This is a genomic window from Paeniglutamicibacter quisquiliarum, from assembly GCF_019084045.1.
In the GTDB taxonomy this organism is placed as follows: Bacteria; Actinomycetota; Actinomycetes; order Actinomycetales; family Micrococcaceae; genus Paeniglutamicibacter; species Paeniglutamicibacter quisquiliarum.
The window spans coordinates 168,457-193,923 of sequence record NZ_JAHRED010000005.1; the positions used below are offsets into that span (position 1 = coordinate 168,457).

Genomic DNA, 25,467 nt, shown 5'->3' on the forward strand with positions numbered 1-25,467 from the left:
GTTGCGGTTCTCTCTGATGAGTTCCGCCCGACGAGGGGGAAGGAACCTTCGTGACCGAAACCACCAGCCTTACTGCAGGCGTGGAAGAAAACAACGCATCCAAGGGCGGCGGACTTGCCGGCCTGAAACTTGCACAATTGCAGGTGCTTGCGTCCCAGCTGGGCATCACCGGCGGGTCGCGGATGCGCAAGAACGATCTTGTCACCGCGATCTCGAACCACCAGCGTGGCGGTTCCGTGGCCGACCGCGACGCCAAGGCCAAGGCGGAGCCCAAGGCCGACGCCAAGACCGAGGCCCCCGCCAAGGCGGAGACCAAGGCACCGGCAAAGGCCGCTGCCAAGGCGCCGGCCCGTGGCGCACGGAACTCGGCCAAGCAGGCAGAGGCCCCGGCCGCCGAGGCCCAGGCCGAGGCCGCTCCGGTGGCCGCCGAGGCGAAGGCCGAGCAGCCCGCCCGCCGCACCCGCAACCGCCGTGCCGATTCCAGCGGAACCGTTGCACCGGCCGTTGAGGCCCCGGCAGCCGAGCCGAAGGCCGACACCGCACCGGCAGCCGCCGAAGCCCCCGCGGCCGAGGAGCGCGCACCGCGCCGCAACACCCGCAACCGCCGCGCGGAGTCCACCGGCACCGCCGAGGCCCCGGCCGAATCCGCACCTGCCGCCGAGCCGGCAACGGGCGATTCCGCCGAGTCGAACCAGGACGCCAACGAGTCCCGCAACGAACGAGGCGACCGCCACGAGCGCGGGGAGCGCAACCGCAACCGCCGGGACCGCAACCGCAACCGCCGCGAGAACAACAACAACGACTCCGCCGAGACCTCCGAGCCCGCCGAGGCACAGGAGGAAAAGCAGGTCGAGGCCAAGGCATCCGACTCGCGCTCGAACGAGAACAAGTCGAACGACCGCTCCGAGGACCGCAACCGCGAAGGCTCCGAGGACCGTGCGGCCAACCGCCGCGAGCGCAACCGCGAACGCAACGAGCGCAACCGCGAACGCAATGCCAACCGCAACGAGCGCGGCGACCGCCAGGACCGCGGCAACGACCGCAACGACCGGACCGACCGCAACAACCGCCGCGGCCGCAACCGCAACCAGCCGGACGTGGACGACACCGAGTTGAACGACTCGGACGTGCTGCTGCCGGTCGCCGGCATCCTGGACGTGTTGGACAACTACGCGTTCATCCGCACCTCCGGCTACCTTGCCGGCCCGTCGGACGTCTACGTCACCCTGAACCAGGTCAAGAAGTACAACCTGCGCAAGGGCGATGCAGTGGTCGGCGCCATCCGCGCCCCCCGCGAGAACGAGAACCCGTCCTCGCGCGCCAAGTTCAACGCCCTGGTCAAGCTCACCGCGATCAACGGCAAGACCCCGGAGGAGAACTCCAACCGCGTTGACTTCTCCAAGCTGGTCCCGCTGTACCCGACCGAGCGCCTGCGCCTGGAGACCGACCAGAAGCTGGTCGGCCCCCGCGTCATCGACCTGGTCGCCCCCATCGGCAAGGGCCAGCGCGGCCTGATCGTCTCCCCGCCGAAGGCCGGCAAGACGCTGATCCTGCAGTCCATCGCGAACGCCATCACCATCAACAACCCCGAGGTCCACCTCATGATGGTGCTGGTCGACGAGCGCCCCGAGGAAGTCACCGACATGCAGCGCACGGTGAAGGGCGAGGTCATCGCCTCGACCTTCGACCGGCCCGCCGACGACCACACCACCGTGGCCGAGCTCGCCATTGAGCGCGCCAAGCGCCTGGTGGAAATGGGCATGGACGTCGTGGTCCTGCTGGACTCGATGACCCGCCTGGGCCGTGCGTACAACCTGGCCGCCCCGGCCTCGGGCCGCATCCTCTCCGGCGGTGTCGATTCCTCGGCACTGTACCCGCCCAAGCGCTTCTTCGGTGCCGCCCGCAACATCGAGAACGGCGGCTCGCTGACCATCCTGGCCACCGCGCTGGTGGAGACCGGGTCCAAGATGGACGAGGTCATCTTCGAGGAGTTCAAGGGCACCGGCAACATGGAGCTGCGCCTGTCCCGCCAGCTGGCCGACAAGCGCATCTTCCCGGCCGTCGACGTCAACGCCTCGGGCACCCGCCGCGAAGAGAAGCTGCTCTCCCCGGACGAGGTCAAGATCATGTGGCGCCTGCGCCGCGTGCTTTCGGGCCTTGACACCCAGCAGGCGCTGGAGACCCTCACGGGCAAGATCCGCGAGACCTCCTCGAATGCCGAGTTCCTGATGCTGATCAACAAGACCACGCTGGGTTCCAAGAACGACGCCTAGCTGCCCTATACGCCCAGTTTCACCGTGCCCGGACACCCGGGCCGGTGAGGCTGGGCGTTGGCCGTTAACACCCAAGATCCCTTTTCGTTCCCTACACTGGGAACCAGTCGTAGTGAAAGAAGCTGAAAACCATGTTTGAGTCCGTACAGGGACTACTCGACGAGCACGCTGCCCTCCAGGCCCGGCTCTCGGACCCCGCCGTTTACCAGGACCAGGCCCTGGCCCGGAAGCTCGGCCGGCGCTCCGCCGAGCTCAACGGCATCGTTGAGGCCCACCGGCGGTGGAAGCAGGCCACCGAGGACCTCGAGACCGCCCAGGAAATGGCCGACGAGGACCCCGACTTCGCCGCCGAGGTCGAAGAGCTGAACCAGAAGCTCCCGGTGCTCGAGGAAAAGCTGCGCCGGCTGCTGATCCCGCGCGACCCCAACGACGCGCGCGACGTGATCCTCGAGGTCAAGGGCGGGGAAGGCGGCGACGAGGCCGCGCTGTTCGCCGCGGACCTGCTGCGCATGTACACCCGCTACGCGGAGACCAAGGGCTGGAAGACGGAGCTCATCTCCTTCAACGAGTCGGACCTGGGCGGCTACAAGGACGCCCAGATGGCCATCAAGGGCAAGTCGAACGACCCCGCCGAGGGCGTCTACGCGCACCTGAAGTTCGAGGGCGGGGTGCACCGCGTGCAGCGCGTGCCGCAGACCGAGTCCCAGGGACGGATCCACACCTCGGCCGCCGGCGTGCTGATCCTGCCCGAGGTCGACGAGCCCGAAGAGGTCGACATCCACCCCAACGACCTGAAGGTCGACGTCTACCGCTCCTCGGGCCCCGGCGGCCAGTCGGTGAACACCACCGACTCCGCGGTGCGCCTCACCCACCTGCCCACCGGCATCGTGGTGGCCATGCAGAACGAGAAGTCGCAGATCCAGAACCGCGAGGCCGCCATGCGCGTGCTGCGCTCGCGCCTGCTGGCCCACCAGCAGGCCATCATCGACGCGGAGAACTCCGACATCCGCAAGTCGCAGGTGCGCACCATGGATCGCTCCGAGCGCATCCGCACCTACAACTACCCGGAAAACCGGATTGCCGACCACCGCACCGGCTACAAGGCGTACAACCTCGACCACGTGATGAACGGCGAGCTTGACCCGCTGATCAACTCCTGCATCGAGATGGACGAGCAGCAGCGCCTTGACGCAATCGGCGGGGACCAGGCCTAGGCGCCGGGTGAACGAACCGGGAAGCGGCCGGCCGCTGGCGCGGGTGCTCAGCGAGGCCGCCGCCGTCCTTGAAACCGCCGGCGTGCCCTCCCCGCGGGTGGATGCCGAGCTGCTGGCCGCGCACGTGCTGGGCATTTCCCGCGGCCGGCTCGCCTCGCTGGTCATGATGGGGGAGTCCTTCGCCTCCGCGGACGCCGAAAACTATGCGCGGCTAGTGGACAGGCGCGCCACCCGCGTGCCGCTGCAGCACCTCACCGGCGTCGCCCACTTCAGGTACCTTGACCTGTCGGTGGGCCCGGGCGTGTTCGTGCCGCGGCCCGAAACCGAGTCGGTGGTGCAACTGGCCATCGACGCGGCCCGGGGCCTGGAACACCCGCTTATGGTGGACCTGGGCACCGGATCCGGCGCGATCGCCGGTTCGCTGGCGCACGAGGTGCCCGGCGCCCGGGTGCATGCGGTGGAACTTTCCGACGACGCGTTCCCCTACGCGGCGCGCAACCTGGCGCCGCTTGGCGTCAACCTCGTCCAGGGGGACCTGGCCCACGCATTTGCCGAGCTCGACGGCGCCTGCGACGTGGTCGTCTCCAACCCGCCCTACATTCCCGCCAACGCGGTGCCGCGCGAACCCGAGGCCCGGGACCACGACCCGCACATGGCGCTGTACGGGGGAGGGGCGGACGGCATGGTGCTGCCCCGCGCCGCCGCGGCCACCGCCGCGCGGTTGCTGCACCCCGGGGGCTTCTTCGTCATGGAACACGCCGAGGTGCAGGCCGCGGCCATGTCCGCGCTGTTTGCCGCCTCCGGCGACTGGGAACAGGTGACGACCCACCTGGATCTGACCGGCAGGGACCGGGCCACCAGTGGCATCCGCCGCTGAAGGTCCACGAAACATGGAAGAATGAAACACGTGACTTCACGTTTTGATGCCCGCAACAGCCAGGACCTAGAGACCGGACTCGAGGCCGCACGCGCCGCATTGGCCGCAAACCGATGCATCGTGATGCCTACCGACACCGTCTACGGCATTGCCGCCGACGCATTTTCCGCCCAGGCGGTGGCGACCTTGCTGGCCGCCAAGGGCCGGGGACGGAACATGCCGCCGCCGGTGCTGATCCCGCAGGCCGCGACGATGGACGGCCTGGCCGTGGACGTCCCGGGCTTCGCCCGGGAACTTGCCGCCGAGTTCTGGCCCGGCGCGTTGACCCTGATCCTGCATGCCCAGCCGTCCCTGACCTGGGACCTGGGGGAGACCCGCGGCACCGTGGCGTTGCGGGTGCCGGACGACGAGGTGGCCCGCCAGCTGTTGCGCAGCACCGGCCCGCTGGCCGTCTCCTCGGCGAACCGCACCGGCAACCCGGCGGCCGCCACCGCCGAGGAGGCCTTCGAACAGCTCGGCGAATCGGTCGAGGTGTATCTGGAGGCCGGGCCCCGCCCGATCTCCGGGGACGCACTGAGCTCGACCATCATCGACTGCACCCTCACCCCGCCGCGCGTGGTGCGCGAGGGTGCCCTCTCGCTCGAGGCACTGCGCGCGGTCGTTCCCGGCCTCCTGGACGCCGACGGGCAGCCGGACCCGGCCCTGGCCGATGACACCTTGCCGCAACCGGAGATACCGGCCGAAGAAGAGGCTCTGCCCGAATCGGGCGCGGACGCCGAGGAATCCGCCACCGAGGATGCCGATGCCGGGGATTCCGGCGACGCCATCGCCCCTGCCGTCCCCGGTGAAGCAGGAAATCGCGGTGCCACGCAAGGCGGGGAGTCCGCCCGGACGCCATGAGAAGCTACCTGCTGCTGATCGGTATCACGTTCCTGACCGCGTATCTGCTCACTCCGGTGCTCCGTGTCCTGGGTGTGCGCTTCATGCCCCAGCTCCCGGTGCGCGACCGCGACTTCCACCAGAAACCCACCCCCAAGTTGGGCGGGGTTGCCATCGTGGGGGCGCTGTACCTGGGAATTTCGGTGGCGGAGCAGATGCCGTTCTTCACCGGGATCTTCAGGTCTCCCGAACCCATTCGCGGAGTGTTGATCGCCCTGGGCATCATCCTGGTGATGGGCGTCCTGGATGACCTGATAGACCTGCGCTGGTGGGCCAAGCTCATCGGCCAGATCGCGGTGGGCCTGGTGATCGTCCAGCACGGGATCCTGCTCAAGGCCCTTCCCGTCGGCTCGCTGCACATTGATTCCCCGTCCCTGCAGGTCGCCGTCACGGTGCTGATCATCGTGGGCACGATGAACGCGATCAACTTCGTCGACGGCCTGGACGGCCTGGCCGCAGGGATCTCGGCGATCGGCGCGGCAACCTTCTTCGTCTACAGCTACCTGCTGGCCACGCGCGTCAGCGCTGAGGACTACGCAAACTTCTCGGCCCTGCTCTGCGCCGTGTTGCTCGGGGCCACGTTGGGCTTCCTGCCGCACAACTTCCAGCCCGCGTCCATCTTCATGGGGGAGACGGGGGTGCTTGCGATAGGGCTGCTCTTTGCTGTGGCAACCCTCGCGGTCACCGGGGACGTCCTGGGGGAGGACGCCTACCGCTTCCGCAACGTCCCGGCGTTCATGCCGGTGATCCTGCCGATCGCGGTGATCGTGTTGCCGTACCTGGACCTGCTGCTCTCCGTCATTAGGCGCACGGCCAAGCGCCGGTCCCCGTTTAGTGCCGACCGCGGGCACATCCACCACCGGCTGGTGGACCTGGGCCACAGCCCCCGGGCAGTGGTCCTCATCCTCTACCTGTGGGCCGCACTGGTCTCCTCGGGGGTCGTGGTGATTTCGCTCAGTGACCGGCGCATCGCAATTCCCCTCTATATTGCGGCCTTCGTTTTCGTGACCTTCGTCACCTGGTTGCCCATGCTGAAACGGGCCCGCGGCAAGATCGGGATGCTCGGCACCAAGTAGGCCCGGCATCCCCGCCGGCGCAGGGCCGGCCGCCGGGTCGAGCCCCGGTTCTATCTCATGTAGAATTCAAGGTGCCTCTTCACCGAGGAACATACCCCTCATCAAGCCTCCATGTCATGCAGGACCCATCATCGGTGGGTGCTGCTGCAGCAAGGGAACTGGACATACATGATCAAGCCGGGACGCGGTTCCAAGCCCAGCGGTGCGTTGGTTGCATCGTCGGCTCCGCGTTCCCCTTGGCTGGGCATCCTGAAGACCTGCGTTGCCTACACCGTTGGTGTCGGCGCCGTGGCGTCAATTGCCGCTTGGCCGATCCTGGGCGCGCAAGCGGCCGGTTCACTGGCCTTCGGGTGCGGACTGATCGTCGTGTTCTTCGGCATCAGCCTGCTCGTTGCCGAATGGGCCGGACGACATCGCGCAACCTGGGCGCTGCCGGCGTTCCTCTTCATGTACTTCGTCAAGATCCTGGGCATGGGTTTTCTGGTGCTTTTTTCCGGGCTGCCCGAATGGGTGCTCGCACCCTATTTCATGTGGGGGGCCATTGGTTCCCTGGTGCTGTGGCAGTTTGGGGAGATTCGCGCCTTTTCCCGGGCAAGGCTCCCCATTTTCGACCACGACGATCCATCGACGTCCCCACCCACCGGAGGGGATCATGGAAAACCCTGACTCCAACCCCGGTCAAGCGCCAATACAGGCTCCCGTCCGCGAGTACGTCAACTACATTGTTGGCGGGCTGATCGCGTGGGGTTTGATAGGCTGGGGACTGGATCTTTTGCTGGACACCCGCTGGATTGTTTTCCTCGGTGCGCTGCTAGGCGCCACCGCTGGATTGTTTCTGGCTCGCCATCATTTGCGGCATCGACGCCGCGGGTTTCCAGGCAGCGATGAGATCGACCATTAGAACTTCACACGGTGAGCGGTGCCTTGCGCCGAATCGCCGATATTGCCCCACGACCGAAACTGCAGAGAGGACAGCGCGTTGACCGCGTTTGCGCTTCCGACGGCCACAGAACCCTATGTCCCGCCGTCGATTTCCGACACCCACCTTCCCGAGGTGCTGCCATGGTTAGCCGAGTACGGGACCGGTTTCGGCAAGCAGATGGTCATGATCATCCTCTCGATCATCTTGATCGTGTGGTTCTTCAAGTCGGCCATCAAGAATCCGAAGCTGGTTCCAGGCAAGGCACAGTTCCTGGCCGAAAGCGCCTACGGCTTCGTCCGTAACAGCGTGGGCCGCGACATCATCGGCGAGAAGAACTTCGCCCAGTGGGTGCCGCTGCTCTTTGCGACCTTCTTCTTCATCCTGCTGAACAACCTCTTCGGGGCCATCCCGTTCCTTCAGCTTCCCTCGTTCTCCCACGCCGGCGCGGCTTACGCCATGGCCATCATCATCTACGGCACCTGGATCGCCGTCGGCGTGAAGAACCACGGCATCCGCTACTTCAAGCTGGCCGTTGTTCCCTCGGGGGTCCCGGGTTGGATCATGCCGCTGATGGTGCCGCTGGAAATCATTTCCAACTTCATCGTTCGCCCGCTGACCCACTCCTTGCGTTTGATGGCCACCATGCTTGCCGGCCACATGATCGTGATGCTTGCCGCCACCGGCGCCCGCCACCTGATCATGGTTCAGGAGTCGCTGGCCCTGAACGCCGTCGGCGTCCTGGTCATCGTCGGCTCGGTGGCGATGTACTTCCTCGAACTCTTGATCATGGTCCTGCAGGCATTTGTCTTCACCCTGCTGACCGCCATCTACATCCAGGGTGCCCTGGATGCAGACGCCCACTAAGCATTCCGGGCTCGCACCAACCAACTAAAGTTTTCCCCCTTGAATGGGGGAATGACCTCACAACCTGCCGACAAAGTGTCGGTATCTTGAAAGGAACGAAATGGAACTCCACGGCTCCCTCAACATGATCGGCTACGGCCTGGCTGCAATCGGTTCGGCCATCGGCGTGGGCATGATCTTCGCTGCCTACATCAACGGCGTAGCCCGTCAGCCGGAAGCTCAGCGCATCCTGCAGCCCATCGCCATGCTGGGCTTCGCCCTTGCAGAAGCACTGGCAATCTTGGGCCTCGTCTTCGCCTTCGTCGTCGGCGCCTAGTTCCCCTCGTAGTGGCCCTGCCACTTACGCAGGCGCCATTGCAACCGGAACTTAAGAGATAAGGAAGAGTGAGAATGATCAGCAACGAATTGATCCTCGCTGCAGGCGAGAGTGCCAACCCGCTGCTTCCGAACCCGTGGGAAATTCTTGTCACTGCTGCAGGCTTCGCTGTCCTGCTGTTTTTGGTGGTCAAGTACATTGCCCCGGCATTCGAGAAGTCCTACCAGGACCGTGTCACGGCCATCGAGGGTGGACTTGAGAAGGCAGAGGCCGCACAGGCCGAAGCCAACGCCACCCTTGAGCAGTACAAGGCACAGCTGCTTGAAGCACGCACCGAAGCCAACCGCATCCGCGAGGATGCGCGCGAAGAAGGTGCCCTGATTCTTGCGGAACTGAAGACCAAGGCAGCAGAAGAGTCCGCTCGCATCACCGAGCAGGCCCACCGCCAGATCGAAGCCGAGCGCACCGCAGCAGTTACCTCGCTGCGTGCCGAGGTCGGAACCCTGGCAACTTCGCTGGCCAGCAAGATCGTCGACGACGCTCTTGAGAACGACGAGCGCGCAGCTCGCGTGGTCGACAAGTTCCTGGCAGACCTTGAAACCCAGCAGAACGCAGGTGCATCGAACTAATGGCAGGTGTATCGAGCGAGTCACTGTCCGCGGCGCTGGCGTCGTTGGAAACCAAGCTTGCACACGCGTCCTTGGAATTGTCCGCCGAGCTATTTGGGACGGTTGACGTTCTGGATGGCAACGCAGGCCTGCGTCGCGCACTGACTGATCCGGCCCGCGGGTCCTCTGACAAGGCGGGGCTTGTTGCCCAGCTGTTGCACGGGAAGGTCTCGGCGGAAGCCGAATCCACCGTCGCGTCTCTGGCATCCTCGCGTTGGAGCTCGGCACGAGACATTGGCGATGCACTGGAGACCGTGGCGGCAACTGTCGCCATCGCGGTAGCCGAGCGTCAGGGCGGTTCCGCAGGACTGGAGAGGCTCGAAGAAGACCTCTTCGCGTTCATCCGTGTGGTTGGGTCCAGTCATGATCTGCAGCGTGCCCTTGATGATTCCAAGGCTACGGACGAAGCGAAGGGCGCCCTGGCGCTCAAGCTGGTGCCGAATGCCTCGGATGCAGCGGCACTGCTGATCCGCCAGGCCGTCGCTTCGCCGCGCGGGCTCAAGCCCGTCGCACTTCTGGAGCGCTTCGTGGAATTGGTGGCTAAACGCCAGGACCGCTGGATTGCCCAGGTGAGTGTCACCCGTGAACTCACCCCGGAGCAGACAGCGCGCCTGCAGGCAGGCCTGAACAACCTTTACGGCCGGGACTTGAAGATCAATGTCGAGATCGACCCGGCACTAGTTGGCGGCATCCGCGTCAAGGTGGGTGACGAGGTTGTTGACGCAACCATCGCCACCCGCGTCGCGGACCTTCGCCGCCAGTTGGCAAGCTAGGCAGCCCCCCCACTTCAACCCGGGGGGCCTGCCTTGCAGGCCAGTCACCATAGACTGAATCAAATTTCGGTTACCGCAACGATAGATCGCGGTAATCACAACTTAGGAGAGCAGGGACTGCAGATGGCCGAATTGACCATCAACGCCGACGACGTCCGCAATGCCTTGAATGAGTTCGCAGCGTCCTACGAACCGGGCAAAGCAGAGCGCACCGAGGTCGGCCGCGTAACCACGGCAAGTGACGGTATCGCCAAGGTGGAGGGTCTTCCCTCCGTCATGGCAAATGAGCTGCTTCGATTCGAAGACGGCACCCTGGGCCTGGCCCAGAACCTTGACACCCGCGAGATCGGTGTCGTCGTCTTGGGCGACTTCACCGGCATCGCCGAAGGCCAGCGCGTCGAGCGCACCGGCGAGATCCTTTCGGTTCCGGTTGGCGATGCCTTCCTCGGCCGAGTGGTTGACCCGCTGGGCGAGCCGATCGATGACCTGGGACCGATCGCGTCCTCGGGTCGCCGCGCACTGGAGCTTCAGGCTCCGGGCGTGACGCAGCGCAAGTCGGTTCACGAACCGCTGCAGACCGGCATGAAGGCCATCGACGCCATGATCCCGATCGGCCGTGGCCAGCGTCAGCTGATCATTGGCGACCGCCAGACCGGCAAGACCGCCCTGGCCGTGGATGCCATCATCAACCAGAAGGCCAACTGGGCTTCGGGCGACACCAACAAGCAGGTCCGCTGCATCTACGTGGCAATTGGTCAGAAGGCTTCGACCATTGCCGCCGTGCGCCAGACCCTTGAGACCAACGGTGCGCTGGAATACACCACCATCGTTGCATCCCCGGCTTCGGACCCGGCCGGCTTCAAGTACCTGGCACCGTACGCCGGCTCCGCCATCGGCCAGCAGTGGATGTACGACGGCAAGCACGTTCTGATCGTCTTTGATGATCTGTCCAAGCAGGCCGAAGCCTACCGCGCCGTTTCGCTGTTGCTGCGTCGCCCGCCGGGACGCGAAGCCTACCCGGGCGACGTGTTCTACCTGCACTCCCGCTTGCTTGAGCGTTGTGCAAAGCTCTCCGACGAGCTCGGAGCAGGCTCGATGACCGGTCTGCCGATCATCGAAACCAAGGCAAACGACGTCTCGGCCTTCATTCCGACCAACGTCATTTCCATCACCGACGGCCAGATCTTCCTGCAGTCGGACCTCTTCAACGCCAACCAGCGTCCGGCAGTCGACGTGGGCATCTCGGTGTCCCGCGTTGGTGGCTCGGCGCAGATCAAGGCCATGAAGAAGGTCGCCGGTACCCTGAAGCTCGAACTGGCCCAGTTCCGCGACATGCAGGCATTCGCCATGTTCGCCTCGGACCTGGACGCCGCTTCCAAGCAGCAGCTCACCCGTGGCGCACGCTTGATGGAACTTCTCAAGCAGGGACAGTACGCACCGTTCCCGGTTGAGGATCAGGTTGTCTCCGTGTGGGCCGGTACCAAGGGCTACCTGGATGATGTCCCGGTTGAGGACGTTCGTCGCTTCGAAACCGAGTTCCTGGCTCACCTGCGTCACCGCACCAACGTGCTCACCGTGATTGCCGAGACCGGCAAGCTCGAGGACGAGACCGTTGAATCGCTCAAGTCGAACATCGCCGACTTCAAGGCCGGCTTCTTCGGTGAAGGCGACGACAAGCTTGTCGCCGCCGGCAAGGAAGAATTCGACGCCTTGGCCGAGGGATCCGTCGACCAGGAAAAGATCGTCAAGCAAAAGCGCTGACATCACCTTTGATTAGGGGTTGCCGCACCCGAAGGTGCGGTGCGGCAACCCCTGCAAAGGGATAAGGAAAGGACAAACATGGGAGCCCAGATTCGGGTCTACCGCCAGAAGATTGCATCGACGACGTCGATGGGCAAGATCTTCAAGGCGATGGAACTGATCGCCTCTTCCCGTATTGGCAAGGCACGCGCGCGTGTCTCGGCATCGCTGCCGTACGCCAATGCGATTACCCGTGCTGTTACTGCCGTCGCGTCACAGTCAGAGGTTGATCACCCACTGACCACCGAGCCGGAGTCAATCCGTCGCGCGGCGGTCTTGGTCATGACCTCTGACCGCGGACTCGCCGGGTCCTACTCCGCCAGCGTCTTGAAGCAGGCAGAGCACCTCGTAGAACTGCTCCATGAAGAAGGCAAGGACGTCAAGACCTACCTGGTCGGCCGCAAGGCTCAGGCGTACTTCGATTTCCGTGGACGCGAATACGCGAAGGTGTGGACCGGTGGTACCGACGCCCCGGAGTTTACGACCGCACGCGAACTGCGCGAAGCCCTGCTCAAGGACTTCGCCGACGAATTTGAAGTGGGAGGCGTGGACGAGATCCACGTAGTCTTCACCCAGTTCAAGTCGATGGTCGTTCAGGAACCGACGGTCATTCGTTTGCTGCCGCTTGAGGTTGTCGAGGAGGAGTCTGAGACTCCTGCCGATGAGCTGCTGCCGCTCTACGAATACGAGCCGGAGCCGGAGCAGGTGCTTGACGCACTGCTTCCGCGGTACATCGAATCACGCATCTTCAACGCGATGTTGCAGGCGGCGGCTTCCGAGCTCGCAGCCCGCCAGCGTGCAATGAAGTCCGCAGGCGACAACGCCAAGGAACTCATCAAGAAGTACACGCGTCTTCGTAACAACGCCCGCCAGGCCGAGGTTACCCAGGAACTCTCTGAAATCGTTGCCGGCGCTGACGCGCTGAACGGTTAACGGGAACTTCCTACCCACACTTACATCCACGCCATCTACACAAGTGAAGTGAGAGAGAGATGACTGCCCAACTCAACGAGCAGGGTACCGCTGCCTCGACCGGTGCAATCGGTCGTATCGCACGCGTTATCGGCCCGGTTGTCGACGTTGAATTCCCCGCCGACTCCCTGCCTGCTATTTACAATGCTCTTTCCGCTGAGATTACTCTCAACGGCAAGACCACCACCATCACCTTCGAAACCAGCCAGCACCTCGGTGACTCCATGGTTCGTGCAATCGCCCTTCAGGCCACCGACGGACTTGTCCGCGGTACCCAGGTAGTCGATTCCGGTGCCCCGATTTCCGTACCCGTTGGCGACGTTGTCAAGGGCCACATCTTCAACGTGCTGGGCGAGCCCCTCGACGTTGCTGCCTCGGAGCTCGAGATCACCGAGCGCTGGCCGATCCACCGCAAGGCCCCGTCCTTCGCGAGCCTCGAAGGCTCGACCGAAATGCTGGAAACCGGCATCAAGTCGATCGACCTTCTCACCCCGTACATCAAGGGTGGAAAGATCGGCCTCTTCGGCGGCGCCGGCGTGGGCAAGACCGTGCTGATCCAGGAAATGATCACCCGTGTTGCACGTAACTTCGGTGGTACCTCGGTATTCGCCGGTGTTGGCGAGCGCACCCGTGAGGGCAACGACCTCTGGGTCGAAATGGAAGAAGCCAACGTCCTGAAGGACACCGCCCTGGTGTTCGGCCAGATGGATGAGCCGCCAGGAACGCGTCTTCGCGTGGCACTGTCGGCACTGACCATGGCGGAGTACTTCCGCGATGTGCAGAAGCAGGACGTGTTGCTCTTCATCGACAACATCTTCCGCTTCACCCAGGCCGGTTCCGAGGTGTCGACCCTGCTGGGCCGCATGCCTTCGGCCGTGGGTTACCAGCCGAACCTTGCCGACGAGATGGGTCTCCTCCAGGAGCGCATCACCTCGACCAAGGGCCACTCGATCACCTCGATGCAGGCCGTTTACGTGCCTGCCGATGACTACACGGACCCGGCCCCGGCCGCGACCTTCGCCCACTTGGATGCGACCACGGAACTTTCCCGTGAAATCGCCTCCCGTGGTCTGTACCCGGCCATCGATCCGCTGACCTCCACGTCGCGAATCCTTGACCCGCAGTACGTTGGTCACGACCACTACAACACCGCGGTTCGCGTCAAGCAGATCCTCCAGAAGAACAAGGAACTGCAGGACATCATCGCGATCCTCGGCATCGACGAACTCGGTGAAGAGGACAAGATCGTTGTATCGCGTGCTCGTCGCATCCAGCAGTTCCTCTCCCAGAACACCTACACTGCCAAGCAGTTCACCGGTGTCGAGGGTTCGACGGTTGCCATCAAGGACACCATCGAGGGCTTCAACGCGATCTGCAACGGCGACGTTGACCACATTGCCGAGCAGGCATTCTTCAACATCGGCGGCATGGACGACGTTGAGCGCCAGTGGGCCGACATCCAGAAGTCGACTCGCTAATCATGGCCGAACTCCAAGTCGAAATCGTTGCAGCCGACCACTTCGTGTGGTCGGGTGCGGCGAAACTGGTCAAGGGACGCACCAGCAATGGCGAGATCGGGATCCTTCCCGGCCACGTGCCGATGCTGGCCGTCCTGGCTGCCGGGGATCTGGAAATCGTTCCGGTCTCCGGGTCACGGTTCTCGGTCCAGGTTGATGGCGGGTTCTTCTCCGTTGACGCTGACCGCGTGGTGATCGTAGCGGACAACGCCGTCATGGCCGACTCCGTCCCGGCGGGAACTCGATAGTCCTGCCTTGAACGAACTCGGCATTCCTGTACTCATCGTGTTGGCAGCCCTGCTGCTTGTGGTGATGTTCTTGGGTGCCATGGGAGTGCGCCGCATTCAGTTGCGGCGCACTCTTGGCACTTTCGACGCTTCCATCTCCGCGTCCTCCGGGAAGTGGATGATGGCGATTGCGCGTTATGGCCCTGGAGAGCTTGAGTTCCTCAAGCTCTTTTCGGTCTCCCCGATCCCGGTGCATCGATTCCTGCGGACCTCCATCCGGCTCAAGGGCTGGCGGCGTCCCGCGGAAGAGGAAAAGCACCTGGTACAGCCCGGAAGCGTCATCGTGATGATGAGCTATGAAGGCCGAGAAGTATTGGTCGCCATGGATTACCAGACCTACAACGGCCTCTCGGCATGGTTGGAAGCCGGCCCCGTTGCGGGCGTCGGCACCTGGCGGCAAGACTGATCAAGCAAGACTGATCAAGCAAGATAAAGGTGTGGGGCGGGATGAATAAATCATCCCGCCCCACACCTTTTGCATCTTCTTAGGTTGACGCCTGCCCGGATCCGCGCCGCGTTGCGGTCGGTTTCCCCACAGGTGAAAAGTTCAAAGAGTCTGTGAAGTCCTTAGAGACCGACAACGCCGGTGGCCTGCGGACCCTTGGCACCCTGGCCAACTTCGAATTCCACGCGCTGGTTTTCTTCCAGCGTGCGGAAGCCGTTGGTCTGGATTTCCGAGTAGTGCACGAACACGTCGGCCTCGGCGCCATCGGGAGTGATGAAGCCGAATCCCTTTTCGGCGTTAAACCACTTCACGGTTCCCTGAGCCATGTATTTCTCCTCATTTAGTGCGAAAATCAGGCCGCTGCACTGTGCGACGACCATTAGGTGGTACTCAAGTGAGAAGAACACTGGCGACGGTTTGACCCCACCGCAGTCACTTCACACCCGCAGCACTGCTTTGGCGGGTATGACTAACCAACACAAAGACTGAGTCAAGCATCACACAATCGCGTGACTTGGGTCAATACCCCGAGCCCGGTTGCTCAGGGGAAACTTCACAATAGATTCCGGCCGTTGCGCACGACCTGCCGCAGGCCCAGGTCCGCGTCCAGCACCAGCATGTCCGCCACGAAGCCCTGGTGGAGCCTGCCCGCCTCGTCGATCAGCCCCAGCACGCTCGCCGGCACCGTCGTGGCGGAGATGACGGCGTCGCGCAGCTCCACCCCGGCGGCCACCGCCGCGCGAACCACCTCGAGCATGCTCGCCGTGCCGCCGGCGAGGGAGCCGTCCGAGGCCAGGCGGGCTTCCCCGTTGGCCACGGTGACCTCCGCCGGGCCCAGCGTGTAGCTGCCGTCGGCGAGTCCGGTGGCAGCCATCGAGTCGGTGACAAGGGCGATGGATTCGGCACCCAGCAGGTTGAACATGGTCCGGACCAGGACCGGGTCGAGGTGGACGCCGTCCGCAACCAGCTCGACGATGATCTTGCCCTGCGCTGCCAGCTCCAGACAGGCCGCGACGGCCCCGGGTGCCCGGTGGTGCATCGGCGGCATGCCGTTGAACAGGTGGGTCACGGTGGGGCGCTCGGTGAAGCCGTCGACGCCGGCGCTTGCCAGTTCCTCCCGGGCAACCCCCAGCGAGGCCGAGGTCATGGCGGCGTCCGCGTCGGTGTGCCCCAGCGAAGGGACCACGCCCTGGGAAACGAGCTGCTCGAGAAGGGCATCGGATCCGGCGCGTTCCGGGGCGTACGTCATGGTGCGCAGCTGGCCGGCCGCCGCATCGATCAGCTCATCGACGAATTCCGGATCCGGGTCCGAGAGGTACGCCGGGTCCTGGGCCCCGCAGCGCGTCACGGAGAGGAACGGGCCCTCGGCGTGGATCCCGGCGATGTCCCCACGCTGGGCGAATTCGGCCAGCACGCCCGCGGCGGCCAGCATGTCTGCGCGCGGGGCGGTGACCAGCGAGGCCAGGAAGGTGGTGGTGCCGGAGCGGTGCAGGTGTTCGATGGCGGTGGTGATCGACTCGGGATCCCCGGAGGGGAAGTCCCCGCCCCCTGCGCCGTGGCAGTGCAGGTCGATCAGGCCCGGGATGATGACGGTGCCTTCCGGGCTTTCGATCAGCTCGAAGGCCTCCGATTCGTCGAAGAACGAAAACTCGTGCGCATCGCCGGCGAAGGCGATGCGGTTGCCCTCCACGGCGACGATGCCCTCGGCGATGTCCCTTCCGGGAGTAACGAGTCGTCCGGTCAGCGCGTAACGTTCGGGTGAATCGGTGGCAGTCATGGACCCAGTCTAGGTCCGGGCACGGCGGCGATTCATGCATCCGCGCCGCAAAAGTTTCGCGGAAGGCCTTGCGGCGCCAACGGTCACCTGCGCCCGGGGTGGATGTTGCGCGGGATTGCGGGGCGGCCCAGGGGGAGCGAGGCGCGGTCGGGGCCTAGAAGAGCCGTGCCGCCACGTCATCGACGCCGCGCATCGCGTCGTAGTCGAGCACCAGGCAATCGATGCCGCGGTCGGTGGCCAGTGTGCGGGCCTGCGGCTTGATCTTTTGGGCGGCGAAAATCCCGCGCACCGGACGCAACAGCGGGTCGCGGTTCAGCAGTTCGAGGTATCGGGTGAGCTGCTCGACGCCGTCGATGTCACCATTGCGCTTGAGCTCGATGGCCACGGTCGCGCCATCGGCGTCGCGCGCCAGGATGTCCACCGGGCCGATGGCCGTCATGTACTCGCGGCGGATCAGGGTGTAGCCGGCACCAACGGTCTCGATCTGGTCGGCCAGCAGGCGCTGCAGGTCGCCCTCGACACCGTCCTTGATCAGGCCCGGGTCGATGCCCAGGTTGTGCTGGGAGTCGTGGATGAATTCCTTGATGTGCACCACCAGGCGGTCGTCGGACTTCTGGTGAGCGACGTGCCAGAGCTCCACGTCGCCCTCGGCCGCCTGCTCCTCGTCGGGGGCCACCACCCGCATGACCGCCGGGGGGCTCATCCAGTTCAGCGGCTTGTAGCTGCCGCCGTCGGAATGGACCAGCACCGAGCCGTCGGCCTTGACCATCAGCAGGCGGGTCGCCAGGGGGAGGTGGGCACGCAAACGGCCCTCGTAATCAACTGAACACTTGGCAATGACTAAACGCACAACAGGCACTCTACCGGGTTTCGCGCCCGGGCCGTGGCCGGACAGGCAGTGCCGCCGGTGCGTCCCGTACCGGGCGGACGGCGCATCTGGGGCAGAATTGGACCATGGCCCGCTCGAACCGTCCTTCTCGCTCCTCCGCTCCCAAGCCCCGCTCCGGCAGGGTCAACAAGTGGACGCGGGCCGACGAGGGATCGGATGAGCCGTGGCTGGAAAAGGCCCGCTACGGCGTGCAGCGCCTGCAGGACGCGCCGGACGGCCAGTGGCATGTGCGCCGGATATCGGCGGTCGGCGCGGCCAAGACCTACAAGTGCCCCGGATGCGGGCAGTTCATCAAGCCCGGGACCGAGCACCTGGTGGCGTGGCGGGCCGACCACTGGTCCGGCGACGACGCCTCGGCCGCGGCACGGCGCCACTGGCACCCCAAGTGCTGGGAATCACGCTCCTACCGGTACTGACCGGGCGGGGCGCCACGCCCGGGGCCGAATGCCAGGGGCCGGCGGGGAGTGCGGCTAGCGGTTGTCCTGCCGGGTGATGAAGACCTCGCGCAGGATCAACATGACGGCGGCCGCCGCGGGAATGGCCATGAGTGCGCCGACGACGCCGAGCAGCGAGCCGCCGGCGATCACCGAGATCACCGCCACCGCGCCGGGAACCGACACCGCCTTCTGCATCACCCGCGGGGAGATGAAGTAGGCCTCGATCTGCAGGTACCCGAAGTAGCAGATCGCGTAGATCGCGGTGGTCTGCCAGCCCAGGGTCAGCGAGACCAGGGACACCAGGATGCCGGCGATCACGGCCCCGACCAGCGGGATGAAGGCCAGCATCGCCACCAGCAGGGTCAGCAGCGCGGCGAACGGGACCCCGAGGATGCTCATCAAGACCAGCGCCACGGTCGCGTTCAGCAACGCCACGAACGCCTGGCCCATGACATAGTTGCCGACCGAGTGCGTGATGGTGTTGCCCAGTTCCTCCACGCGGACCCGGCGCGAGTGCGGGGCCAGCCGGTAGAAGAACGACTTCATCGCCGGAAGCGAGGCCAGGAAGTAGATGGCCAGCACCAGCACGATCAACACGCCGAACATGCCCTGGGCGATCACGCTGCCGACGCCCAGCACGCCGCCGAAGATCCCGCCCACGGCCCCGGTGTCGGAGAAGAACTTCCCGATCTCGTCGCTGATCCGGTCCGAGAGCTGGTACTGCGCGTCGAGGGTGACGAAGAATTCGGACTTCAGGAAGTCGTCGACGATCCGCGGCGCACGCTCGATGAACTGCGCCGTCTGCTCGGTGAGCGTGGGGATGATGGCGCCCATGAACCCGGCGGCACCGCCGAGCAGCGCGAGCATCGTGATCAGCACGCCGATACTGCGCGGGATCCCGTGGGTCACCAGGAAGCGCACGATCGGGTCCAGGCCTAGCGCAATGAACAGGGCGATGGCGATCCAGATGACCAGCGACCCCACATTAGTCAGCAGGAAGAAGCCCAGCAAGGCCAGGCCCACGCCCACGGTGAACAGGAAGCCGAAGGCGATCGGGTTGGACTGCGGGGAGACGTCGGCGTCCGGAAGCCCGTCCCCGGGATCGCGAACCGGAAGCGGCGGGAACCCGAAGTTCGCCGGCGGCTTGATCCGGGCATCCAGCGTCTGCTGGGCGGTGCCCAGCGCCCGGCGCCACCACCGGTGAGGTGCAGCAGGGCGGTGCGGTGCGGAATCCGGCGCCGGGGACCCCTGGACGCCCGAAGCGTCCCCGGGCAGCTCGGGGTGGCCCCCGGTGCCCGCCGGCGTTGTTGCTTCGTCCCCGTCTTGAGTAGTCACAATCCCGAGCTTAATGCCCCGGGGCCCCAGTTGACGACATTGGCGGGGCTGAGTTGCCCCGCCCAAAAGTGGTCGACACCTCAGCGTGTTTCGGCGTGGTGCTACCCACATTCCGGAACGCAGATGCGCTAGAACTCGTTAGACTTGTGAGCGTGTCATCCTGATAAATGATGTGGGTGGCACCCGAGGCCGAATCTCGACCCCCTCATCCGTTAGGTGTAATTGTGCGAAAGATCTTCTCAGCGATCGCTATCATTCTTGGGCTGGCAGCCCTGGTGGTGGGGATCGGCCAGCGAACCATATGGGCTCCGCCCGAGACGCTGACCGCTTCCTTTGCCCAGGCCCCCGCAGCAGCCCCGGTAACACTCATCGAGGCCGGGGCCGGAACCGTGGCCGGACACCCCACGGAAATCACCATCAATGCCGAAGGCAAGTTCACCGCCTCGCTGGTGCGCTCCGCCGATGCCAAGGCATGGGTCGGCAAGGCCGCCCACACGACCGTCACCGGCATCAACGCCGCCGACACGGTCCTTGAGTCCACCTCCGAGAGCGGCGAGGACCAGGTGCCCAACCCGGCCGGCGACGACATCTTCCAGGCGACCGAGAACGCCGACAAGACCATGACCTACCGCTGGACCAATCCCGACGAGGGATCCTGGACGCTGCTGCTGGCCGCCGACGGCAAGGCCGCCGCTCCCACCGACATCACCGCCACGTGGCCCGGCGACACCGCCACCCCGTTCTCCATGCCGCTGATCATCGCCGGTTCGCTGCTGCTCATCGCCGGCATCGCCCTGGCCGCAGTGCGCACCACCCCGCGCGGAGGATCCGGCGGCGGACGCCGCTCGGCAGACCAGCCCGATGCCCCGCGCACCGATGCACTGCCCACCACTGCCATGCCCAAGGGCGGAGAGAACACCGTGGCCAAGATCGTGGCCACCGCCTCCGTGCTGTCCCTGGTGCTGCTGCCCTCCGCACCGGCCCTGGCCGCCGGTTCCTCGTCGAGCCCGGCGGAAAGCTCCGCCACCGAGGAAGCCGAGAAGGTCTTCCCCGTGGTGCTGCAGAACCAGCTTGAGCGCATTCTCGGCGAGGTTTCTACCTCCGTGGCCAAGGCCGACAAGTCCCGGAACATCAAGGACCTGGATGCCCGCACCACCGGTGCCCTGAAGTCCCTGCGCGGCCAGAACTACGAACTGCGCAACGACGACGTCAAGATCGATGCCCCCGCGGCAATCGACACCAGCGTGATCCGCTCGGCCGCCGTGCCGACCGACGACGGGGCGAACTTCCCGCGCTCGATCATGGTGGTCACCGCCAAGGACTCCGGCGCCTCCACGATCCCCACCGCGATCACGCTGACCCAGTCGGGACCGCGCGAGAACTACAAGGTGGCCTTCGCGACCCCGATGCTCCCCGGTTCGACGTTCCCCGGCATCGCCGTGGGCGACCAGTCGGTGAAGATGCTCAAGGACGACGCCAAGGACCTGACCATGACCCCGAAGACGGCGCTCGAGCGCCTCGCCGCGTTCATGGACAACGAGAAGGCCAAGGATGCCGACAAGTTCGCCAAGAACGCCTTCCTGACGCTGAATGCCAAGGAGCAGAACGCGATGGTGAAGTCCAACAAGGACGCGACGATCACGTTCAAGCGGACCGTGAACGCCAAGGACACTGTCGTGTTGGCCACCCCGGACGGCGGGGCACTGGTGTCGGGCAGCTTCACCTCGACGACGACCGCCAAGCCCAAGGAAGACGGCGGGACCGTCGGAATGGACGCCACCACCGCCAAGATCGTCGGCGCCAAGGACACCAAGAAGGGTGTCGAGATCACCTACGGGGAACCGACGCTCATCTACATTCCGGCGGCCGACTCCAAGGACAAGATCTCCGTGGTTGCCGCCGAGGTCATCACCAGGGGAGCGAAGCTCCTGAAGTAGGACCCCCTCCCCGTGCGGGGAGCCGGGAACCGCACGGTTCCCGCATTGGAAGGCGTGGTGCCACAGGGCACGGGGCGGATCCCGTGGCCGCAGCGCCGCGCCTTCCGTCGTTGGCGCCGCGCCTTCCGTCGTTGGCGCCGCGTCGCCGCGCCGGCAGCGGCCCGGCGACGGGTTTTCCACCCGGGCCCGTTGCGGCCTAAAGTAGAGGAATGACCACCAGCATGCCTGAACCCACTGCTCCCTCCTCACGCGGCGCCATTGATCTGGCAGCCTTCAAACAGTCCCAGCCGGAGCCGGCCGGCGCATCGGGGGAGGCCCTTCCCACCTGGGTCCGCTCCGTCGACCAGGAGAGCTTCCCGGAGGTCGTTGCCCTTTCCCAGCAGGTGCCGGTGATCGTTTCGCTGGGCAGCCCGCGCGCCCAGGCCTCGGTGCAGCTCGACGGCACGCTGGCAAGCCTGGTCGATGCCAAGCGCGGCACCCTTGCCCTGGCCACCGTGGATGCGGAACAACAGCCCGCCATCGCCCAGGCCTTCCAGGTCACGCAGGTGCCCTCCGTCATCGCCCTGGTCAACGGCCAGCCGGTGCCGCTGTTCCAGGGCACGGCCGAGGCCGCGCAGATCCAGTCGCTGATCGACGAGCTGCTGGCCCTGGGCGTCCAGCACGGTGTGGCGGGGACCGTTCCGCCGCTGGGCACCACGGGGCCGGCCAGCGGCCCGGCACCGCTGCCGCCGCTGCACCAGGCCGCCCTGGATGCCATCGAGTCAGGTGACCTGCCGGCCGCCGAGAGCGCGTACAAGCAGGCGCTGAACGAAAAGCCCAACGACAACGAGGCATCCATCGGGTTGAACCAGGTGCGCCTGCTGATGCGCACCGAGGGCAAGGACCTCGCCGCCGTGCGCGCCGCAGGTGCCGCAGCCCCGGATGACCTGCAGGCGCAGCTTGACGTGGCGGACATGGACCTGGTCGGTGGCCACGTCGAGGACGCCTTCGCCCGCCTGGTCGCATTCATCGGCCGCAACGCAGGGGACGAGAAGGAAGCCGCCCGGGCCCGCCTGGTCGAACTGTACTCCGTGGTAGGCGTCGGTGACGCCCGCGTCGTGGCCTCGCGCCAGAAGCTGGCCCGCGTCCTGTTCTAGGAAAGCCCTCAGCGTCCCGTCCACGATTGCGGGCCTTGGGCCACGCAACGAACCTCGACGGGGGAGTGCCGCCGGGACCCGAAACGGTCCCGGCGGCACTCCCTTTTTCCGTGCCCGCAGACGGGGGATCGCCCATCGTGCGGGCCCGCCGCCGACCCGGGCATCATCCGAAAAGATGGCACTGGCGGCGGGATTAGTCCGCTGGGATGACGCCAAAACCGCGTGCCGACTGCTAATTTCGACTGCATGAGCTATTCCACTGCGGAACCCGGGACCCCGGCCCTGTCGATCCGATCGCTGGGCAAGCGGTTCGGCGAAAAGGTCGCGGTCAACGGCATATCCCTTGACGTCCCCGCGGGGTCCTTCTTCGGCCTCGTCGGACCCAACGGCGCCGGCAAGACCACCACGCTGTCCATGGCCACCGGGCTGCTGCGCCCGGATGCCGGCCAGGTCCTGCTGAACGGCATCGACGTGTGGGCCGAACCGCTGAAGGCCAAGGCCGCCATGGGCGTGCTGGCCGACGGCGTGCGGCTCTTCGACCGGCTCTCCGGGCGCCAGCTGGTCACCTACTCCGGCCTGCTGCGCGGCATGGACCGCGCCACGGTCCAGGAGCGCACCGAGGACCTGCTGCGCGTGCTGGACCTGGAGGACGCCGGGGCCAAGCTGGTCGTTGACTACTCCGCGGGCATGACCAAGAAGATCGCCCTGGCCACGGCGCTGATCCACTCGCCGCGGGTGCTGGTGCTCGACGAGCCCTTCGAGGCCGTCGACCCGGTCTCCGCCGCGAACATCCGCGAGATCCTCGCCGACTACGTCGCCCACGGCGGCACCGTCATCGTCTCCTCCCACGTCATGGACCTGGTCCAGCGCATGTGCAGCCACGTGGCCGTCATCGCCGAGGGCAACCTGCTCGCGGCCGGCACCGTGGAGGCTGTGCGCGCCGGCTCCTCGCTGGAGGAACGCTTCGTCCAGCTGGTCGGCGGCCGCGGCACGAACGAGGGGCTCTCGTGGTTGCGCACCTCCTAAGGCTCAAGCTGCTGCTGCTGGGGAACTCCTTCCGGCGCAGCCCCTGGCAGCTGGTCGGGGTCGGCATCGGGGCGCTCTACGGGCTGGGCATGGCCGTGACGCTGGTGGCCGGCACGGCGTACCTCTCCGGGGTGGACCCGGAGCTGTCCAACACCATCCTGGTCTCCGCCGTCTCGCTGGTGACGCTGGGCTGGGCCGTCATCCCGCTGGTGGCCTTCGGCGTCGACCTGACCCTGGACCCGGCGCGCTTCACCACCTTCACGCTCTCGCGGCCCAAGCTGGCCGCCGGCCTGCTGCTTTCGGGCTTCATCGGGGTCCCGGGGATCCTCACGCTGGTGCTGCTCGGCGGGCAGTTCCTGGCCTGGCGGCAGAACCCCGCAACCCTGGCCGCCGCCCTGCTCGGCGGCGTGCTCGGTGCGCTGATGTGCCTGGCGCTGGCCCGGCTGACCACCACCTCGATGACCCGGTTGACCGCTTCGCGGCGCTTCCGCGACGTCGCGGGGATCATCGCGATCATCCCGCTGATCCTGCTGGGGCCGATCATCGGCTCGGCGGCCGAGGGCATCGAATCGGTGCTGGACTGGCTGCCGCGGCTCGTGGGCGTGCTGGGCTTCACCCCGCTGGGCGTCTTCGCGGCGCTGCCCGGGGACGTGGCCGCCGGTGCCTGGGGGCTGGGCGCCCTGCGCCTGCTCCTGGGGCTGGCGTACCTCGGGGCGGTGCTCTGGGCCTGGGAACGCGGGCTGCACAGGTCCATGGAGAACCCGATGGCGCCGCGCGCCGGCACCAAGGCCGTGGGCATGGGCGCCCTGGGCATCTTCCCCGGCACCCCCGTCGGGGCGGTGGCCGCCCGCTGCCTGACCTACTGGCTCAAGGACCCGCGCTATGCCGCCTCCATCGTGATCGTGCCGCTGATGCCGGTGCTGATCTGGTTCACCTCCACCAACGCGGGGAACCCGCAGATCATGCTGGTGCTTGGTCCGCTGCTGGCGATCCTGATGGCCTTCGCGATTTCCGCCGACGTGTCCTACGATTCCACGGCGTTCTCGCTGCACGTGCTCACCGGGGTGCGCGGGGTCGCGGACCGCGCCGGGCGCGTGCTGGCCTGCGCCGTGTTCGCGCTGCCGGTGACGCTGCTGGCGGCCATCCTGACGCCGGTGTTCCTTGACCGGCTGGACCTGCTGCCGGCGATCCTCGGGATCTCGCTGTGCGGGCTGCTCGCCGGGCTCGGCGTGGCCTCGGTCGCCTCCGCCCGCTTCACCTACGCGGTCCCGCTGCCGGGGGAGAGCCCGTTCAAGACGCCGCCGGGCGCAGGGGCGCGCATGGCCGTCGTCCAGTTGGCCACGTTCACCGTGATGTCCGTGCTTCTGGTGCCGGGGCTCGGGCTGCTGGTGGCCCAGCTGTTCACCGGGGAGGTGCTCTTCGGCTGGCTGGCGCTGGTGGTGGGCATCGCGGAGGGTGCGGTGCTGTTGGTTCTCGGTATCCGCATCGGCGGGCGCTGGCTCGATGCCCGCATGCCCGAGCTGATGCAGGCGGTGATGGTGAACCGCTGAGGCAACGATGCGATGGACGGCACCCGGCGAATCTGCCGGGTGTTGGCCAATCCGTTGTTAGACTGGTGGACATGAGCATGCCCCTAGATCCGTTCCGAGATGACCCGCGCACGACCTCCGGCGGCGGTGCCACCACCATCGAGCGCACCGAGCAGGCCCAGGAAGTCGAGGCCGGCGACCACGAGCGCTTCGCGCACTACGTGCGCAAGGAAAAAATCATGGAGTCGGCGCTCTCCGGCGATCCGGTGATTGCGCTGTGCGGCAAGGTCTGGATCCCGGGCCGCGACCCGCAGAAGTTCCCCGTGTGCCCCGAGTGCAAGGAAATCTACGAGGGCCTCACCGGCGGCGGGGACAAGGACAAGAAGTAATCATCTTCCACGCATCGTAGGTTCACACAGAACCCCCTTGGGCGCGCCGGCCCGCGCCCAAGGGGGAAG

26 protein-coding genes are annotated in these 25,467 nt (G+C 66.0%); 22 read left to right on the plus strand and 4 right to left on the minus strand.

Annotated features, from left to right (window positions below):
- Window positions 1-50 precede the first annotated feature (50 nt).
- From rho to KRR55_RS11100, 16 genes are all read left to right on the plus strand, one after another.
- Window positions 51-2,273 (plus strand): transcription termination factor Rho, encoded by a 2,223-nt coding sequence (gene rho, locus KRR55_RS11025; RefSeq protein ID WP_217389134.1) that lies wholly within the window; start codon window positions 51-53, stop codon window positions 2,271-2,273.
- A 131-nt stretch (window positions 2,274-2,404) separates the two neighbouring features.
- Window positions 2,405-3,487 (plus strand): peptide chain release factor 1, encoded by a 1,083-nt coding sequence (gene prfA / locus KRR55_RS11030; protein WP_217389135.1) that lies wholly within the window; start codon window positions 2,405-2,407, stop codon window positions 3,485-3,487.
- 7 nt (window positions 3,488-3,494) lie between these two features.
- Complete coding sequence (gene prmC / locus KRR55_RS11035; RefSeq protein ID WP_217389136.1) at window positions 3,495-4,364, plus strand: peptide chain release factor N(5)-glutamine methyltransferase; 870 nt, start codon at window positions 3,495-3,497, stop codon at window positions 4,362-4,364.
- A gap of 30 nt (window positions 4,365-4,394) precedes the next feature.
- Complete coding sequence (locus tag KRR55_RS11040; protein ID WP_472857767.1) at window positions 4,395-5,264, plus strand: L-threonylcarbamoyladenylate synthase; 870 nt, start codon at window positions 4,395-4,397, stop codon at window positions 5,262-5,264.
- Window positions 5,261-6,379, plus strand: coding sequence for an MraY family glycosyltransferase (locus tag KRR55_RS11045; RefSeq protein WP_217389138.1), 1,119 nt, complete (start codon window positions 5,261-5,263; stop codon window positions 6,377-6,379). The genes KRR55_RS11040 and KRR55_RS11045 overlap by 4 nt, the downstream gene beginning before the upstream one ends.
- Window positions 6,380-6,547: 168 nt before the next feature.
- Window positions 6,548-7,045, plus strand: a complete 498-nt coding sequence (locus KRR55_RS11050; protein ID WP_217389139.1) for a hypothetical protein — start codon at window positions 6,548-6,550, stop codon at window positions 7,043-7,045.
- Complete coding sequence (locus KRR55_RS11055) at window positions 7,032-7,280, plus strand: hypothetical protein (protein ID WP_217389140.1); 249 nt, start codon at window positions 7,032-7,034, stop codon at window positions 7,278-7,280. The genes KRR55_RS11050 and KRR55_RS11055 overlap by 14 nt, the downstream gene beginning before the upstream one ends.
- Window positions 7,281-7,358: 78 nt before the next feature.
- Complete coding sequence (gene atpB / locus KRR55_RS11060) at window positions 7,359-8,165, plus strand: F0F1 ATP synthase subunit A (RefSeq protein WP_217389141.1); 807 nt, start codon at window positions 7,359-7,361, stop codon at window positions 8,163-8,165.
- Window positions 8,166-8,265: 100 nt separating this feature from the next.
- On the plus strand, window positions 8,266-8,481 hold the full coding sequence (locus KRR55_RS11065) for a F0F1 ATP synthase subunit C (protein WP_071213157.1): 216 nt from the start codon (window positions 8,266-8,268) through the stop codon (window positions 8,479-8,481).
- A gap of 74 nt (window positions 8,482-8,555) precedes the next feature.
- Window positions 8,556-9,110, plus strand: a complete 555-nt coding sequence (locus KRR55_RS11070) for a F0F1 ATP synthase subunit B (RefSeq protein WP_217389142.1) — start codon at window positions 8,556-8,558, stop codon at window positions 9,108-9,110.
- Window positions 9,110-9,922: a F0F1 ATP synthase subunit delta gene (locus KRR55_RS11075; RefSeq protein ID WP_217389143.1), complete on the plus strand. Its 813-nt coding sequence runs from the start codon at window positions 9,110-9,112 to the stop codon at window positions 9,920-9,922. Before KRR55_RS11070 ends, KRR55_RS11075 begins: the two co-directional genes overlap by 1 nt.
- Before the next feature lie 123 nt (window positions 9,923-10,045).
- A complete protein-coding gene (gene atpA / locus KRR55_RS11080) occupies window positions 10,046-11,683 on the plus strand; it encodes a F0F1 ATP synthase subunit alpha (protein ID WP_217389144.1) in 1,638 nt (545 codons plus the stop codon).
- A 78-nt stretch (window positions 11,684-11,761) separates the two neighbouring features.
- Window positions 11,762-12,655: a F0F1 ATP synthase subunit gamma gene (locus tag KRR55_RS11085; RefSeq protein WP_217389145.1), complete on the plus strand. Its 894-nt coding sequence runs from the start codon at window positions 11,762-11,764 to the stop codon at window positions 12,653-12,655.
- Between the two features lie 59 nt (window positions 12,656-12,714).
- A complete protein-coding gene (atpD, locus tag KRR55_RS11090; protein WP_217389146.1) occupies window positions 12,715-14,172 on the plus strand; it encodes a F0F1 ATP synthase subunit beta in 1,458 nt (485 codons plus the stop codon).
- Between the two features lie 2 nt (window positions 14,173-14,174).
- The gene (locus tag KRR55_RS11095; protein ID WP_071213163.1) at window positions 14,175-14,459 is read left to right on the plus strand and encodes a F0F1 ATP synthase subunit epsilon; all 285 of its coding nucleotides are present in this window, start codon (window positions 14,175-14,177) and stop codon (window positions 14,457-14,459) included.
- Between the two features lie 7 nt (window positions 14,460-14,466).
- Window positions 14,467-14,904, plus strand: coding sequence for a DUF2550 domain-containing protein (locus KRR55_RS11100; protein WP_254456095.1), 438 nt, complete (start codon window positions 14,467-14,469; stop codon window positions 14,902-14,904).
- Window positions 14,905-15,065: 161 nt separating this feature from the next.
- Here the strand turns inward: KRR55_RS11100 and KRR55_RS11105 are convergent, their stop codons facing one another.
- The 3 genes from KRR55_RS11105 to nucS all read right to left on the minus strand — a co-directional run bounded on the left by KRR55_RS11105 (window position 15,066) and on the right by nucS (window position 17,570).
- Window positions 15,066-15,269 (minus strand): cold-shock protein, encoded by a 204-nt coding sequence (locus KRR55_RS11105; RefSeq protein ID WP_068735141.1) that lies wholly within the window; start codon window positions 15,267-15,269, stop codon window positions 15,066-15,068.
- Between the two features lie 227 nt (window positions 15,270-15,496).
- Window positions 15,497-16,720 (minus strand): N-acetylglucosamine-6-phosphate deacetylase, encoded by a 1,224-nt coding sequence (nagA, locus tag KRR55_RS11110; protein WP_217389147.1) that lies wholly within the window; start codon window positions 16,718-16,720, stop codon window positions 15,497-15,499.
- A gap of 154 nt (window positions 16,721-16,874) precedes the next feature.
- On the minus strand, window positions 16,875-17,570 hold the full coding sequence (gene nucS, locus KRR55_RS11115; protein WP_217389148.1) for an endonuclease NucS: 696 nt from the start codon (window positions 17,568-17,570) through the stop codon (window positions 16,875-16,877).
- A gap of 104 nt (window positions 17,571-17,674) precedes the next feature.
- On the opposite strand from nucS, the gene KRR55_RS11120 reads away from it, so the two are divergent.
- Window positions 17,675-18,025: a hypothetical protein gene (locus tag KRR55_RS11120; protein WP_217389149.1), complete on the plus strand. Its 351-nt coding sequence runs from the start codon at window positions 17,675-17,677 to the stop codon at window positions 18,023-18,025.
- 54 nt (window positions 18,026-18,079) lie between these two features.
- On the opposite strand, the gene KRR55_RS11125 is transcribed toward KRR55_RS11120, so the two are convergent.
- Window positions 18,080-19,381, minus strand: a complete 1,302-nt coding sequence (locus KRR55_RS11125) for an AI-2E family transporter (RefSeq protein WP_336245100.1) — start codon at window positions 19,379-19,381, stop codon at window positions 18,080-18,082.
- Window positions 19,382-19,605: 224 nt separating this feature from the next.
- On the opposite strand from KRR55_RS11125, the gene KRR55_RS11130 reads away from it, so the two are divergent.
- From KRR55_RS11130 to KRR55_RS11150, 5 genes are all read left to right on the plus strand, one after another.
- The gene (locus KRR55_RS11130) at window positions 19,606-21,318 is read left to right on the plus strand and encodes a hypothetical protein (RefSeq protein WP_217389150.1); all 1,713 of its coding nucleotides are present in this window, start codon (window positions 19,606-19,608) and stop codon (window positions 21,316-21,318) included.
- Between the two features lie 221 nt (window positions 21,319-21,539).
- Window positions 21,540-22,454, plus strand: a complete 915-nt coding sequence (locus KRR55_RS11135; protein ID WP_217389151.1) for a tetratricopeptide repeat protein — start codon at window positions 21,540-21,542, stop codon at window positions 22,452-22,454.
- A gap of 246 nt (window positions 22,455-22,700) precedes the next feature.
- The gene (locus tag KRR55_RS11140; protein WP_217389152.1) at window positions 22,701-23,480 is read left to right on the plus strand and encodes an ABC transporter ATP-binding protein; all 780 of its coding nucleotides are present in this window, start codon (window positions 22,701-22,703) and stop codon (window positions 23,478-23,480) included.
- Window positions 23,462-25,030, plus strand: coding sequence for a transporter (locus KRR55_RS11145; RefSeq protein ID WP_217389153.1), 1,569 nt, complete (start codon window positions 23,462-23,464; stop codon window positions 25,028-25,030). Before KRR55_RS11140 ends, KRR55_RS11145 begins: the two co-directional genes overlap by 19 nt.
- A gap of 71 nt (window positions 25,031-25,101) precedes the next feature.
- Window positions 25,102-25,398, plus strand: a complete 297-nt coding sequence (locus tag KRR55_RS11150; RefSeq protein WP_217389154.1) for a DUF3039 domain-containing protein — start codon at window positions 25,102-25,104, stop codon at window positions 25,396-25,398.
- Window positions 25,399-25,467 lie beyond the last annotated feature (69 nt).